Annotated in this window: 14 protein-coding genes and 1 pseudogene; 12 read left to right on the top strand and 3 right to left on the bottom strand. The window is 44.1% G+C overall.

Annotated features, from left to right (window positions below):
* Positions 1–129 precede the first annotated feature (129 nt).
* The 12 genes and pseudogenes from GT589_RS06305 (at position 130) to GT589_RS06255 (ending at position 12,449) form a co-directional block, all read left to right on the top strand.
* A complete protein-coding gene (locus GT589_RS06305; RefSeq protein ID WP_293397625.1) occupies positions 130–324 on the top strand; it encodes a YwbE family protein in 195 nt (64 codons plus the stop codon).
* A gap of 141 nt (positions 325–465) precedes the next feature.
* Entirely contained in the window at positions 466–1,887 is a 1,422-nt protein-coding gene (locus GT589_RS06300; protein ID WP_293397622.1) for an urease accessory protein UreH domain-containing protein, read from the top strand.
* A 21-nt stretch (positions 1,888–1,908) separates the two neighbouring features.
* On the top strand, positions 1,909–2,619 hold the full coding sequence (locus GT589_RS06295) for a response regulator transcription factor (protein ID WP_293397619.1): 711 nt from the start codon (positions 1,909–1,911) through the stop codon (positions 2,617–2,619).
* Positions 2,616–4,004, top strand: a complete 1,389-nt coding sequence (locus tag GT589_RS06290) for a sensor histidine kinase (RefSeq protein WP_293397616.1) — start codon at positions 2,616–2,618, stop codon at positions 4,002–4,004. Before GT589_RS06295 ends, GT589_RS06290 begins: the two co-directional genes overlap by 4 nt.
* 239 nt (positions 4,005–4,243) lie before the next feature.
* Positions 4,244–4,594 (top strand): annotated as a pseudogene (locus GT589_RS10115) (copper ion binding protein); the annotation flags it as partial.
* A gap of 87 nt (positions 4,595–4,681) precedes the next feature.
* Positions 4,682–6,658, top strand: coding sequence for a copper-translocating P-type ATPase (locus GT589_RS06285; RefSeq protein WP_330582879.1), 1,977 nt, complete (start codon positions 4,682–4,684; stop codon positions 6,656–6,658).
* Between the two features lie 26 nt (positions 6,659–6,684).
* Positions 6,685–7,362, top strand: coding sequence for a hypothetical protein (locus GT589_RS06280; protein ID WP_293397613.1), 678 nt, complete (start codon positions 6,685–6,687; stop codon positions 7,360–7,362).
* Between the two features lie 140 nt (positions 7,363–7,502).
* Positions 7,503–8,453, top strand: coding sequence for an acyltransferase (locus GT589_RS06275; protein WP_293397610.1), 951 nt, complete (start codon positions 7,503–7,505; stop codon positions 8,451–8,453).
* Positions 8,454–8,520: 67 nt separating this feature from the next.
* Positions 8,521–9,156: an ABC transporter ATP-binding protein gene (locus GT589_RS06270; RefSeq protein ID WP_293397608.1), complete on the top strand. Its 636-nt coding sequence runs from the start codon at positions 8,521–8,523 to the stop codon at positions 9,154–9,156.
* Positions 9,156–9,935, top strand: coding sequence for an ABC transporter permease (locus GT589_RS06265; protein ID WP_293397605.1), 780 nt, complete (start codon positions 9,156–9,158; stop codon positions 9,933–9,935). The genes GT589_RS06270 and GT589_RS06265 overlap by 1 nt, the downstream gene beginning before the upstream one ends.
* 267 nt (positions 9,936–10,202) lie before the next feature.
* Positions 10,203–11,531, top strand: a complete 1,329-nt coding sequence (locus tag GT589_RS06260; RefSeq protein WP_293397602.1) for a hemolysin family protein — start codon at positions 10,203–10,205, stop codon at positions 11,529–11,531.
* A 126-nt stretch (positions 11,532–11,657) separates the two neighbouring features.
* Positions 11,658–12,449, top strand: coding sequence for a zinc metalloprotease HtpX (locus GT589_RS06255; RefSeq protein WP_330582871.1), 792 nt, complete (start codon positions 11,658–11,660; stop codon positions 12,447–12,449).
* Positions 12,450–12,572: 123 nt separating this feature from the next.
* Here the strand turns inward: GT589_RS06255 and GT589_RS06250 are convergent, their stop codons facing one another.
* Genes GT589_RS06250 through GT589_RS06240 form a run of 3 tightly spaced genes read right to left on the bottom strand, consistent with a single transcriptional unit; the run spans position 12,573 to position 15,626 of the window.
* A complete protein-coding gene (locus tag GT589_RS06250; RefSeq protein WP_293397596.1) occupies positions 12,573–13,970 on the bottom strand; it encodes a peptidoglycan D,D-transpeptidase FtsI family protein in 1,398 nt (465 codons plus the stop codon).
* Complete coding sequence (locus GT589_RS06245; protein ID WP_293397593.1) at positions 13,963–15,189, bottom strand: FtsW/RodA/SpoVE family cell cycle protein; 1,227 nt, start codon at positions 15,187–15,189, stop codon at positions 13,963–13,965. The genes GT589_RS06250 and GT589_RS06245 overlap by 8 nt, the downstream gene beginning before the upstream one ends.
* An 11-nt stretch (positions 15,190–15,200) precedes the next feature.
* A complete protein-coding gene (locus GT589_RS06240) occupies positions 15,201–15,626 on the bottom strand; it encodes an FHA domain-containing protein (protein WP_293397590.1) in 426 nt (141 codons plus the stop codon).
* Between the last annotated feature and the right edge of the window lie 172 nt (positions 15,627–15,798).

Below are 15,798 nucleotides of genomic sequence, written 5' to 3'. Positions count from 1 at the left end.
ATTGAATTTATTTGTAAAATCAGTTTTTAAGCCACAGATTATTATATACTATAAATAGAGAGTATGGAAGATATATGATTTTTAGGATAAACGGTAATGAAGAGCATATTATAGAAGGAGTGAACAGCTATGAGTGGTACCAATAGGGATAATATAAAGCAGGGCATGAGGGTCAGAATAGTGCAAAAGCAGGACCAGCGCTCGGGAAAACTTACTGAAGGAGTGGTTCAGAGAATTCTCACAAAGTCAGGGACTCATCCGCACGGAATCAAGGTTATGCTAGAGAGCGGAATTGTAGGCAGGGTTAAGGATATAATTGGATAATAGCTTGACAGGCGCTCCTAAACGGGCGTTTTTTTTTATTTGGATTTTTATGTGAAATTATCTTTTATACACAAAATTTACACAATAGATTGCTATCATATGTCTTATTGTATAACTAAGATCATCAGGGAGTGGTTTCTTATGGGAGAAAAATTAAATAGCAGAACTATTGTTGTATATGGAATGACCTGTTCGTCATGTGAAATGAGAATAGAACGCGCACTGAAAAAAATGGACGGTGTAAAAAAAGTAAGGGCGGACAATTCCAAATCAAATGTCACTGTGGCATTTGATGAAGAAACTGTGACGCTGGACGCAATAAAAAACGCCATAGAGGCTGAGGGATATTCTGTGAAAAATGGTATGGCTGGCGAGATGGATACAGGAAAGCTCTCAACAAATCAGGTGCTCGGAATTGGAATTGTCGTTTTGGCAGTATATATGATAATAAAAAGCACTGTGGGCTTTAATTTCATTCCTGAGGTTGACCAGTCAATGGGGTATGGTATATTGTTTTTAGTGGGTGCTTTGACATCATTGCACTGCGTGGCAATGTGCGGAGGTATCAATGTTTCTCAGTGTGCAGTACAGGTGGAGGAATCATATTCTGGATTTTCAAAACTAAAGCCGAGTCTGCTTTACAATCTTGGCAGAGTAGTCTCATATACTGTAATAGGTGGGATTGTAGGAGCGCTTGGTTCGGTAGTTAGTTTTTCAGGGCATGCAAAAGGTATTGTGGCTGTGCTTGCCGGCCTATTCATGGTGATAATGGGGCTCAACATGCTGGGTATAGCGCCTTGGGCGAGAAGGTTTGTACCCAGAATGCCTCGTTTTTTAGCCAATAATGTTGCAGAAGGCAGAACGGGCAAGGGCCCTTTTTATATTGGATTGCTGAGCGGCTTTATGCCGTGCGGTCCTTTACAGTCGATGCAGCTGTATGCGCTGGGAACAGGAAGTTTAGTTTCGGGTGCAATGTCAATGCTGGCATTCAGTCTTGGTACTGTGCCGCTTATGTTCGGTCTCGGTGCTGTAAGCACAATGCTCAGCAGGAAATTAACGAACAAAATGATTAAAGTAGGCGCCGCGCTTGTTGTGATTCTGGGGCTTGTGATGATGGGCAGGGGCCTAAGTCTGTCTGGAGTATCTATGGCATTTCCAGGTGTAAATTCTGAAAACGTGGAATCATCAGGAGCTGTGGCGGCTCTAAATGGAGATGTGCAGGAAGTTACGATAGACCTCCAGAGCAGCTACTATGAGCCGATAATTGTGCAAAAAGGCATAAAGGTCAGATTCAATATACGGGCAGCGGAAGAAGACATAAACGGCTGCAACGGAGCTTTGCAGGTTCCGGAGTTCGGAATTCAAAAGCAGCTTGTACCCGGCGACAACATCATCGAATTTACGCCTACCGAGGACGGGACTTTTCCATACTCATGCTGGATGGGCATGATAAGAAGCAGCATCACTGTAGTACCTTCCTTAGATGATATTTCGGAACAAGAGGTGAATAAGGCTGCTGCAGGCCCGGGCGAAAACGATGTGCCTCCGTGCTGCATACAGTAAAGGAAACGCATAGGGAGTGATATGGTGCAGAATAAAGATATCAGTATACTGCTAGTTGACGACGAAGTAAGACTTGTGGAGGCGCTCAAGCCGTATCTTATGAGCTTTGGCTACAATGTTCTTGAAGCATATAGCGGCAAGGATGCGTTATATATGTTCGAAAAAGAAAAGCCGTCTTTGGTACTGCTTGACTTGATGCTTCCCGACATGGCTGGTGAAGAGGTCTGCATGACTATAAGGAAAACATCCAGGGTGCCTATAATAATGCTGACTGCAAAGGTTGAAGAGGAAGATATATTAAAAGGTTTGGAGATTGGCGCCGATGACTATATCACAAAACCGTTCAGTCCAAGGCGACTTGTTGCAAGAATTCAGGCTCTGCTGAGAAGAAGCGCAAATGACACTGGGTTTACTGGTGAAAAGCTTTCTTTCAATGACGGAGACTTGGTTATAGACAAACAGAAGCATGAAATCTGGAAAAATGGTGAGTTGATACATTTGACATCAAACGAGTACAAGATAGTCATCACCATGGCGAAGCATCCTAGGAAAGTGTTCACAAGGGACGAATTGATAAAGCTGGCTATGGGAGAAGCATACGACGGTTATGACAGAGGCGTGGATTCGCATATAAAAAACATAAGGCGAAAGCTTGAGACTGATACAAAATCACCCCGGTATATTTTGACTGTGCATGGAGTCGGCTATAAATTCGGCGGTGAGCAAGCATGAAATACAGCCTTAAAGCGAAGCTGTGGATTTCCCACGTTTCAATTGCCTTAATATGCATAGGGCTTATCAGTTTGGTATTAAACGTGTTCATGGAAAGGCAGTTCAAGGAATACGTAATCAAGAATACGGAGCAAAAAAGCAATGAAATCGTCTCACGGATTGAGCGCCAGTATTTTCTCGGCACATCACAGAATCCTGAAATTATTGAAAGCATAGGAGCGGACGCGCTCAAGCAGGGACTCATAATAAGGGTAGAAGATGCAAACAATAACCTGCTGTGGGATGCAAGGGAATACAACAATGGCATGTGCGAACAAATAATTGAGCATATGTCTGAAAATATGACAAGCAAGTACCATGACTGGCAGGGCAGTTATGTTGAAAAGAGTTATAGCATAGTTACAGGATCAAAAAAGGTGGGAGCAGTAAAAATAGGATACTATGGGCCTTTCTATTTCGATGACAGAGACCTGGCGTTTATAACTGACTTGAACAAGTCGCTAGTGTATGTCGGCCTTCTTAGCCTGATTTTGGCGTTTATTTTTGGCACTGTAATATCTGGAAGATTGACAAGGCCCATATCAAGAGTAATCAACACGGCCAGGATGATATCAAAGGGCGAATTCAAGCACAGGAGCCTTGAAAAAAGCAATACTAAAGAAATCAATGAATTGATTGAAACAGTCAACAATATGGCTGAAACGTTGGAAAAACAGGAAAATCTCAGGAAAAGGCTCACCGCGGACATGGCACATGAACTCAGAACTCCACTTTCAATACTCCAAGTGCATATGGAAGGTATGATAGACGGCGTATGGGCTGCCGATAATGAGCGGATGAATGCATGCTATGATGAGATTATGAGGATACAGAGAATGGTGGGAGATATTGAAAAGCTCTCAAGATTCGAGGGAGAAAATATACTGCTTAACAAAGCCGAATTTGATTTGTCATCCCTGATGAAGCAGATGATCAAGAAGTTTGAACACGAGCACATAAGCAAGGGCATAGAAATGGTATATGAAGGCGGTGATGTGACCATAAAAGCCGACAAGGATAAAATAAGCCAGGTAATTCTCAATCTGCTGTCAAATGCCATAAGGCATACTGGCGAAGGCGGAAGGATAGTAATGACGGCAGAAGAGATTTCCGACAAAGTGATAATAAGCATAAGAGACAGTGGCAGCGGCATTTCTGAAGAAGACAGGCCGTTCATATTTGAGAGATTATACAGAGCGGATAAATCAAGGAACAAGGAGACAGGAGGGAGAGGTTTAGGTCTGGCCATAACCAAGGCTATTATAATCGCCCACAACGGAACAATAAAAGTAGAAAGCAAGCTCAATAAGGGAACTGTTTTTACTGTGACACTTCCCAAATCATAGAAATACAAATAGTGTTAAGCCGGTGCTATATTTGCATCGGCTTATTATTTTCTAAACAAAAAGAATTCTCCATAAAATTTACACAAAAGAGCTTTATACTGATTACATGAATACACTATAGGGGTAATGAGTATAATGCTGCAGCTTGCTTGTGGCAGTGACAAATCCAAGTGAAGGAGTCAGTTACAATGAAAACATACCAATGCAAAATAGCAGGGATGACATGAGCAGCCTGTGCGAAAGCCGCCGAAAGAACGGTCGGCAAGTTGGAGGGCGTAGAAGAGGCAAATGTAAATTTCGCTACAGAAAAGATGGTTGTCAAATTTGATGAGAGGCTGCTAAGTGAAGATGATATAAAGGAAGCAGTAGTCAAGGCGGGATTCGAGCCTGTGGATGAAGCGGAATCAAAGGAAGTAGCAATACCCGTATCGGGGATGACATGCGCAGCCTGTGCTAGAGCTATTGAAAGAGCTGTAGGGAAGTTGGAGGGCGTAGAAGAGGCAAATGTAAATTTTGCTTCTGAAAAAGCAATTGTCAAATACGAACCAAAGCAGGTGAGACTTTCAGAAATCAAGCAGGCCATAGCTAACGCAGGATTCAAGGCGCTTGAGATTGATAATAAAGACCAGGTGGACGAGGACAAGCAAAGAAAGGAAAAGGAAATCAAGACGCTCTGGATGAAGTTTGCGGTTTCGGCGGCATTTTCAATCCCGCTTTTGTACATCGCGATGGGGGCTATGGTTTGGTGGCTCAAATGGCCAATACCGTCCTGGCTCAATCCGATGCAGTACCCTCTGCTGTATGCGCTTGTTGAAATAGCGCTTGTGACTCCTGTGGTCATAGCCGGCAGCAGGTTCTATACGGTAGGTTTCAAAGCCATACTGAGAAAAAGTCCGAACATGGATTCTCTTATTGCAATGGGGACGTCTGCAGCGATACTCTACAGCCTGTATTCTACATACAGGATATATGCGGGAGACTTCAGATATGTAAATGATTTATATTTCGAAACGGCGGGCGTGATAATAACTCTTATATTGCTGGGGAAATCCCTTGAAGCTGTCTCAAAGGGCAAGACCTCAGAGGCAATCAAAAAACTCATGGGTCTGGCTCCGAAGACAGCCACAGTAATTCAGGGGGACAAAGAAATAGAACTGCCCATAGATGAAGTTGAAGCTGGAGATATCATTCTGGTAAAGCCAGGTGAAAAGATACCTGTGGATGGAATCGTGATTGAAGGCTTCACCTTTGTGGACGAGTCTATGCTTACGGGTGAGAGCATACCTGTGGAAAAAAAGGCCGGAGACAATGTTATAGGCGCAAGCATAAACAAGAACGGTTCTATAGTGTTCCAGGCAACAAAGGTGGGTGGAGATACGGCATTATCACAAATAATCAAGATGGTAGAGGATGCCCAGGGTTCAAAGGCTCCAATTGCCCAGATGGCTGATGTGGTGTCTGGCTACTTTGTGCCCATTGTGTTTGCAATAGCAGTCATCTCGGCAGCGGCGTGGTACGTATCGGGTGAGTCTGCTGTGTTCTCTCTGACCATATTCATATCTGTTCTTGTAATCGCGTGCCCTTGCGCGCTTGGACTTGCAACGCCGACAGCCATAATGGTGGGAACCGGCAAGGGAGCGGAGCACGGAGTGCTCATAAAAGGCGGAGAGGCTTTGGAGACGACGCACAAGATAGACACAATAGTATTCGACAAGACAGGGACAATAACTCAGGGGAAGCCCGAGGTTACGGACATAGTTGCGAGCGATAATATCGACAAAATGAAGCTCCTCCAGCTGGCTGCATCCGCGGAAAAAAGCTCGGAGCATCCTCTGGGTGAGGCTATCGTCAGGGGCGCCGAAAAAGAAAATCTGGACATAATAAAGCTGGACCGCTTTGCAGCAATACCGGGTCATGGAATAGAGGTGCAGGTTGAAGGCAAGACGCTGCTTCTGGGCAATAAAAAGCTCATGCTAGACAAGGGCATAGCTCTGGGGCGGCTTGAAAGCGAATCTGACAGGCTTGCAGGGGAAGGAAAGACCCCCATGTTTGTGGCTGTGGAAAACAAAATGGCAGGCATAATTGCCGTAGCAGACGTAGTCAAAGATAGCAGCGCAAGGGCGATAGCAAAACTCCACGGCATGGGAATAGAAGTAGCCATGATAACTGGCGACAATAGGAGAACTGCCGAAGCCATAGCAAGGCAGGTAGGTATAGACAGGGTGCTTGCAGAAGTTCTGCCTGAGGACAAGGCAAACGAGGTGAAGAAGCTTCAGGCCGAGGGCAGAAATGTAGCCATGGTGGGAGACGGCATCAACGACGCACCTGCGCTTGCGCAGGCCGACATTGGAATAGCAATAGGTTCGGGGACGGATGTTGCCATGGAATCAGCAGACATAGTGCTGATGAGAAGTGACCTCATGGATGTGCCTACAGCCATCAAGCTGAGCAAGAGCACAATAAGAAACATAAAACAGAACCTATTCTGGGCGTTCGCATACAACGTAGCCGGCATACCGATTGCGGCTGGAATTCTATATGCGCTTGGGGGAACCATGCTCAATCCAATATTTGCTGCAGCGGCAATGTCGCTCAGTTCGGTTTCGGTGCTGACAAACGCATTGAGGCTCAAAAGGTTCAAGGCTTTTGAATAACTAAATACCATAGGAGGATTTTTATGATGAAAAGATTGATTGTTGCTGCAATGTCGATTGTGACTGTTCTTGCCTTGACGGCGTGTAATTCCACAGATGTTGTGGCCAAGGTGTCCGTTACGTCTTTCGAATCCGTATTGAATAAGCTTGGCAGCAAAGTCGAGTTTGACGAGAGAGACAATGCCTGGGCTCTGAAATCGCCAACTGGAGAAAGGTTCCTAATAGGAAAAGATTTTGCGGGCGATTCAGATGTTGTGCAGGAGTTTGACGCGGAGCCGTTTATAAATGCCGGATTAGAGCCAGACAAGCTGCCGTCTGAGATATATAGGTATGATGAAAGTGCAGGGAATCTGAGGGTGATTGGCGAGCTGGGCTCAGAAGAATTCAGCTACAGCGGAGAACCTACTGCTATAGACACGTTCAAGCAGGTGGTAAAAACGAACCGAGAGGCAATAGGATACCACGAAAAGCTTGACCATTATGGGATTGCCATGGGCAATGGAAACATGTTTGAGTGGGCCAAGGATATGGCCGTTAACGACAAGGATATTGTGTTCGTCTTGAATCCGGAGCCGTTCATGGAAGCCGGGGCCGACCCTGAAAAGGTGGAAGGTTGGGTGTTTGCAAAGGTCGAGGTTAAAGATGAGAGCGGCAAGCCGCAGCAGGTCGATAAGCTCCTCAAGCCTTTTGAACTTGGAGAGTAATGTTGCGCGATATATAACAGGACTAAATAATAGCTGGCGGGGACAATTCATCCTCCGCCAGTTTTTCTTTAATAAAATAGCTATACATATGCTTGTTTTGTATTAAAATAAGGAGAAAAGATACTATTACGGAGTGGATTATGGAGAAAAAACGTGATTATGAGATTGATGCACTGAAAGGATTTGCGTGCATAACGGTTGTGTTTCTGCATGTTTTCAGGGGCAAGGAGTATGTGGATGTTTTTATAGGTGAAATTGGAAGATGGGCTGTACCGGCGTTTTTCATGGTGCAGGGCTTTTATATGGGCAGGTCGGCGCTCAAGCCATGGCTTGATTCGGCCATAGGCAAGTTTAAAAAAATATATATCCCATTCCTATTTTATTCGTTGGCATACGGAGTTTACTTTTATTATTATGATGGCAAGGCGTTCACATTTTCGGACGTGCTGCTTGGGGAAACGGCAGTCCATCTTTACTATGTAATTCACTACATGATATTTGCGCTTACGATACCGCTTCTTTACATGCTGCCCAAGCTTTATATGAAGTATTTTATGTGGTTTATGGTAATAAGCAACTTTGCATTATGCACAATCCTTGAAATTCAGCGCTTCTCGGGGATAAGGATTATCACATACAGCGGCATAAATCCACTCAAGTGGTGGGGTTTTGTGGCTCTGGGCATGCTTGCGGCCGAATCGCCAAGACTGTTTAAATATATCAGGGAGAATAGAAATGCCGCAGTCATGATTTCTACTGCTTTGGCTGCAATTGGAACGCTGCTGCCGTATCTTACGGGCAGGACAGGGTACTTCTATAACCGAGCGAGCCTGTTTCCTCTTGCAATTGGAATGACTTTGCTGATTATTGCACTCTATCAAAAGGAAAAAATGCCGGGCAAGGACGTTTTGTTATATATAAGCCAGCGTAGCTTTGGAATATACCTGATTCACTTTTTCATTGTGCATGTATTAAAGTTCGTTTTGGGTATTAAAACACTCTGGCTTGTCGCGATACTGACTATGGTAATTTCGATTCTGATACTGAATTTAAGCAAAACACTTAAAAGCGAGCTGTTGATGCGTTCTTAGAAATATTTACAGCTGCAGAGTGAATTAATAATAGATGCTGATTACTGGAACGGAAAAGAGGTAGACAATGTTTGAATTCAAGGATGTTAAATACAAGGGCATAGTTCATATACCAGGTGGAACAATAGAAAAAGGCAAAGTGACTACGCTTGTTGGCGAGAGTGGAGGCGGGAAGACAACTATACTCAAAATGCTCAACAAGATGATTTCGCCGACACAGGGCGAGATACTCTACGAGGGGCGTGAGCTCAGCAAAATAGATTCAGTAGACCATCGCAGGCAGGTGACTATGCTCTCTCAGAATCCGGTAGTTTTTGACGGAAGCATAAAAGACAATCTGGTTGCAGGACTGAATTTCCAGAACAGGCCAATGCCGGACGACAGCGCCTTAAAAAGAGTGCTAGAGCAGGTAAGCCTTAAAAAGGCGCTTGAAGAGCCCGTGGACAGGCTCTCGGGAGGGGAAAGGCAAAGGCTTGCACTAGGGAGGATACTCCTGCTGGATTCGCCGGTATATCTGCTAGACGAGCCGTCTTCGGCACTTGACGACCATACTGAGGGCCTGATAATTGACATGATAACCGACTATGTAAGGCGCAACAACAAGACGCTTGTCATGGTCACCCACTCAAGAAGCGTGGCACAAAAATATTCTGACGTTGTTTTCAAAGTGTCAAACGGCGTATGTGCATTGGAGGGATTATAATGACTGGGGGAGCTGTCAATCTGTCTTTTGCTCAGGTGCTTGCAGCATATGTTTTCGTAGCATTTGTGCTTTTTGTCGTAAAAATCCGAGGCATCAAGAGGGAAAGAGAAATTATGATATCCTCGATAAGGATGACGCTGCAGCTAATTTTGACAGGTTATGTACTGCTTTATATATTCAAGCGTCCGGATCCGCTTATGACAGTCGGCATAATTGTGCTTATGGAAATTTTTGCAGTACATACGGTTTTTAAGAAATTCAAGGGGCGTGTATCGGATTCGCTGAAGAGGGTAATCGCTGTTTCGCTTGTTGTAGGAACGGTTTCATGCCTTTTGTATTTCCTGTTCATCATTGTGCGAATATCACCCTGGTACAATCCGCAATATTTTATTCCTATTGCAGGTATGTTCATAGGCAATTCTATGACAGGGATTTCGTTGGGAGTGAACTCGCTTACGGAGGGCATGACTTCCAAAAGATACATGGTTGAAGAAGCGTTAATACTCGGGGCAACGCCAGAGGCTGCAGCGAGGGAAATTGTAAACAGGACATTCGATGCGGCAATACTCCCAACAATCAATTCTATGGTTGGAATGGGCATTGTGTTTTTGCCTGGAATGATGACAGGCCAGATTCTTTCGGGAACGATTCCGACTACAGCCATAGCATACCAGATAGCCATAATGCTTGGCATACTCGGTGCCGTTTCACTGTCTGTAATAACAATGCTTCAGCTTGGCTACAAGACGTTCTTCAACAAGGAAAGCCAGCTGCTCTAAAAAGCGGCTGGTTGAATTTCTGCTTGCAAAGTATGGCATAATATAGTAAATTTATATATAATAATTCTTTAGAAAGCGGGGGTGAGTATAGAATGGATGATAATCCTGAGGACATACGAAGTTGCAATTCAACGTGTTTTTTTGTATCGTTAAAAACGAAAAAGTATTTGAATAAACGTTATTGCATGAGGTCATAATAAAACCCGTTTAGTTGGTTTTGTTGTGTCTTTTTTTATTTTCAAATACTTAATGGCTGGAGGAAAGGAAATGACTAGTGAGTTTTTGTTTTTAATGATACTGATTTTGCTGAACGCGTTTTTTGCAGCTTCTGAAATCGCTTTGATTACACTCAATGACAATAAAATAAAATTAATGGCTGAGGAAGGGGACAAGAAGGCTAAACTGCTGCAAAAGCTTCTGAATGAGCCCAGCAGATTCCTAGCCACAATTCAAATAGGCATAACGCTTGCAGGTTTCCTGGCGAGTGCATTTGCATCGGAAAGCTTCTCTGGCAGGGTTGTAACTCTTGTACAGAGCATAGGAGCTCCAATTCCAGAGGAGTGGTTGAAGGCCATATCTGTGTTTGTTATAACATTGGTCCTTTCATATTTTACTTTGGTACTTGGGGAGCTTGTTCCGAAAAGACTGGCTATGAAAAAGGCAGAACAAATATCGATGTTTGCGGCAGAGCCATTGAATTTCATCATGACGGTAACATCGCCGTTTGTAAAATTTTTGACTGTGTCGACAAATTTTTTCGTAAGAATGTTTGGCGTCGATCCTCATTCTGAGGACGACAAAGTGACTGAGGAAGAAATTCGTATGTTGGTAGAAGTTGGCGAGGAGAAGGGGACAATACACGAAATTGAAAAACAGATGATAAACAACATTTTCGAGTTCAATGATAAAAATGTTGAGGACATAATGACTCACAGAGTCGATATAGTTGCTTTAGAAGAATCTGCAAGCTTCGATGAAGTTATTTCCACTATAAACAATGAAAGATATTCGAGAATCCCAGTTTTTGAAGGCAGTATAGATAATATTATTGGCATATTGTATGGCAAGGATTTGTTGAGATTCATCGCAGAGAATGGAGATAAAGAAAAAATAGATATTAGGAGCATGGCAAGAAAGCCTTATTTTGTGCCAGCATCAAAGCGTACAGATGAGCTCTTCAGGGAGCTGCAAAAGAGCAAGATGCATATGGCGGTTATTATCGACGAATACGGCGGAACTGCTGGGATTGTGACATTAGAGGATCTGATGGAGGAGATTGTAGGCAATATTTTTGACGAAGACGATGAAGAAGAAAAAGATTTTGAAAGAATAGACGACAATACAGTTGTTATAAATGGCTCGGCCAGTTTGGACGATGTAGGCGAATATCTTGGGGTGGAACTGCCTACAGAGGAACATGAAACTTTAAGCGGTTTCATAATAGGGCAGCTTGGAATGATACCTGAAAAAGGTGAAAACCCGGATGTTGAGTTCGCCGGATTTGTATTTAAAATTGAGGAAGTTGAAGAAAAACGAGTGTCGAAGGTTAGGGTGTTTATACCATGCAGTGATGATTTAAACGATGCCCAAATTTAAGGCGCCTATATGAAATTGTGGTCTTTAATTTGGCAACTAACTTTGAACAATTGGAGGATTAAAAAAAATATGAGTAATTTTGGAAACCAAATGAAAACGATGCTCTTTATGAGTATTTTGACAATTATGGTGATAATGATAGGCGGAGTATTGGGAGGCCAGTCAGGCATGGTGATGGCTTTTGTATTCGCTCTTGTAATGAACGGCGGAAGCTACTGGTTCAGTGACAAGATTGCGCTTTCAATGACGGGAGCACAGCCAGTCGACAAAGAAGAAGCGCCTGAGCTTTATGGAATAGTTGAGAGATTGGCGAAAAATGCGGATCTGCCAATGCCGAGAGTTTATATTACACCGTCGCCTCAGCCAAACGCATTTGCTACAGGACGCGATCCGCAGCATTCTGCTGTGGCTATAACTCAGGGTCTGCTCAGCTTGTTGAATCAGGAAGAACTGGAGGGTGTTCTTGCGCATGAACTGGCTCACATAAAAAACCGCGACGTCCTCATAAGCACTGTAGCTGCGGTAATGGCCGGTGTTATTACTACGGTTGCCAACTGGGCTCAGTGGGCTCTTATGTTTGGCGGTGCAGGCAGCGACGAGGAAGAAGGAGGATTAGCTGCACTTCCTCTTATAATCCTTGGACCTCTAGCGGCCATGTTGGTGCAGATGGCTGTATCGCGTTCGCGCGAGTATATTGCAGACAGCACAGGCGCCGAAATAGCAGGTAGCAGCAGAGGTCTTGCAAATGCATTGCTCAAACTGCATCAAGGCTCGAGAATGATACCTATGCAGGTAAGCCCGGCGGCAAGCCATATGTTCATTGTGAATCCGCTTAACGCCCAGAGGGTGGCGAACCTTTTCAGTACACACCCTCCGATTGAGGATAGGGTGGCAAAGCTGCGCAAGCTAGGAGCATAATAGACAGGTATAAGTAACAACTGAAAAGCAGATTTTTGAAAAATAGATTTCGAGCTGTAAAAATAAAAGCTATGGAGAATTGACTGCTAATAACGTCATTTTCCCATAGCTTTTTTCTTTTCATTAAGGGATTCTATTGAGCGCGTTTATAAGCATATCCCTAGCTATTGGAGCTGCACTCTTACCGCCTGTAGAACCGGCGCTTTCGAGCACTACTACAACCGCGACTTTGGGATTGTCTGCAGGGGCGAAGCCTACAAACCATGCGTGTTCTTTGCCGGTTTCATTCTCGGCTGTTCCAGTCTTGCCCGCTACTTCGACATTTCTTATGTGGGCATTTTTCCCTGTGCCATTGTTGACCACATCTACCATCATGTCTTTTATGGTCTGTGCCGTTAAAGCATCTGTGGCAGTGGCAAGTATTTCAGGGGTTACTTCCTTTAGGACTCCACCCTCGGGCGACACGATTTTTTGCACGAGGTAGGGCTTTACAATATTACCGTCGTTGGCTATTGCGCTTGCGGCAAGCAACATATTAAGAGGCGTTACCAGTATTTTCCCCTGGCCAATGGCGCTTGCACCAAGCTCAGGCTTGTCCATTTTGCTTTCCGGGAATATCGAGTCCTTAGTCTTTATGTCAAATGGTATTTTTTTATTGAATAAGTAATTTTGTGCTGTGTAACGGAGCGTATCACTGCCGAGTTCGAGTCCCATGCTTGCAAAGGCTGAGTTGCAGGACACTTCCATTGCCTTTCTAAGATCCACGCTTCCATGAGAGTTTCCGCCGTAGTCGCGTAGCTCATAGCCGTCTATCACTATGCTGCCCTTGCAGTTATAGTTCCCGCTTAGGCTGTTTTCAAGAGCTGCAGTCGCAGTGATTATCTTGAATACAGAACCCGGAGTATAGAGTCCCATTGAAGCCCTGTTTATGAACGGACTATCAGGATTCTCCACGATATCCTCCCAATCCTCCTTTAGAGTTGCAGGATTGAAGTCGGGTTTGCTCACCATTGCATACACTTCGCCGGTTTTGGGATTCATGAGTATTATGGAGCCCTTCTTGCCCGACAGGTACTTCGAGGCCTTATCCTGCAAGGAGTTGTCTATGGTGAGTGAGAGGTCGTTTCCCTTTTCTTTTGGGCCCGTGATCTTCTGGGCTATCTCTTCTATTGGGTTCTTGTACAAGTTGAGAAGCTCCTTGTTGTAGGAGTCCTCAAGTCCTGATTTGCCATATTCCCTGTAGCTGTAGCCTATTACATGGCTGTAGAGACTCCCAAAGGGATAAAACCGGGACTGTCCGTTTTCAGTCTTTTCGCTGTATGCCAGCACGCTGCCGTTTCGATCATATATTTTACCGCGCAGTACGCTTTCCTCATTTGCCCAGAGCCTCTTGTTGTAATTGCTGCTGACAATTTTTGATGCCTGGAAGACCTGGAAATACGTAAGATATACTACAAGGCCCATGAACATTAGTGTAAGGGCCGTAAGGACCTTTATTATTCTCTTGTCGGTCTTATCCATTGTGTTCCTCCTGTTCTGCTTGCTGCTTTTCAGAGGCGACCTGCAGTATACCAAGCGCTGCAAAGCTGGATATTAGCGAGCTGCCGCCGTAGCTTACAAACGGCAGGGTGACACCAGTCAGCGGAATCATTTTAATTACGCCACCTATTATTATAAATGCCTGGAATCCAAGTATAGTCGTTATGCCAAGGGCTATTATCTTGAAGAATCTGTCGTCCTGGTTCAGGGCGATTTTAAAGCCTCTGTATACGAGTATCATAAAGAGCATTATTACGCCTATTCCGCCGAGTATCCCCATCTCCTCGCATATTGCGGAGAATATGAAGTCTGTATGGACCTCGGGAATGAACTCGGGATGGCCAAGGCCTATGCCTGTACCAAAGAATCCTCCCGAGGCTATTGCAATAAGCGACTGGATTATCTGGTAGCCCATGCTGTCTGCATATTTCCAGGGCTCAAGCCAAGCTGTTATTCTGACCTGGACATGGCTTACTGCAAAGTAGCCTGCGATGCCGATGAGCAGCGCACCAAGTATGTTGTAGTAAACAAGCCTCCTGTCCTCCTCGAAAATATAAAAGACAGTCATGAACACGAAGTAGAAAATCATGACGGTTCCAAGATCGCGCTGAATGAAGAGGAAACCTATGAACGCATATATTATCCCTAAAAGCCAGTACTGATTGAATGGTTTATTCTTTAGGCTATAGTACGAGGCGAGCAGGAAGACAAGGAGTATCTTTATGAACTCCGTCGGCTGGAAGCTGTAGCCTGCTATCTGAATCCAGTTGGTGGAGCCCTTTATCTTCACACCAAGAACAAGCGTAGCCATAAACAGAGCAAATGAAAGCGCAGCATAGAGAGTAGCCCATTTGCGCAGGAAGGGCATGTATTTTGTTAAGAAGTAGAACGCAAAATATGCCGCTATGCCAAGGCCGAACCACTTGATTTGCCTGAAGCCGTATTCGGGACTCAGTCTGTATATGACTATTACCCCGATGCTTACCAGCATGCTTATTATGAGGAATACGTAGTGGTCTCCAGGTGATATCTTTAGGAGCGCATAATTGGATATGTATATTATAAGAGCCAAGAGCGCACCAAGAAGCAGCACAGAGCTGTCAAAACGTCCTCCATAGAAGCTAAGAAGCAGTATAGCCATTATGTCGATTGTCAGTATTAGGTTTTGTGGAATCCTGTAAGATAAAAGCTTTCTGATCATATTATCCCTCTTTATTTGGTTACGAATAGGAATTCAAGCTGCCCAAGTCTTATACGGTCGTTGTTTTTAAGCTCGACCTCGCCGTCTATGCGCTCTCCGTTTATATAAGTGCCGTTGGAGCTGCCAAGGTCAGTCAGCATGAATCGCTTGCCGCTGACTGTTATTTTAAGATGTTCGCTCGACATATACGGATCATTTATGACGATGTCATTTCCCTGCTTTCTTCCAATGGTGATGGATTTGTTTACTGCATACATGTCATTAACCTGGAAAGGAAGATATTCCTTCATGACTATGAGCTTGAGGTACGAGCGCGCACTTTTGAGCGTAGCGACGCCTTTGATGTCAAGATAAATGAGCCTTATTATGGCGAAAATGAACAGGTAAATAATTATAATGAAAAAATACCTGAATACCAATGAGAGTATATTGAACATTTTTATCCCTGCCTTGTATATAACTTTGATTATCCAACTTCTACATTATCACTATTTGATGTGAAAATCCACAAGCAAAGATAATAAAAAAAGGGCATAAAGTCGTATCCATCAAGTATAGGGAGTTTAATTGGTTGTAAAATGGGGATAAACTATATGTATATTAATCATG

The sequence above is a fragment of the Peptoclostridium sp. genome, from assembly GCF_009881055.1.
In the GTDB taxonomy this organism is placed as follows: Bacteria; Bacillota; Clostridia; order Peptostreptococcales; family Peptostreptococcaceae; genus Peptoclostridium_A.
Note: the sequence above shows the minus strand (reverse complement) of the source record. Positions and strands in the feature narration are given on the sequence as shown.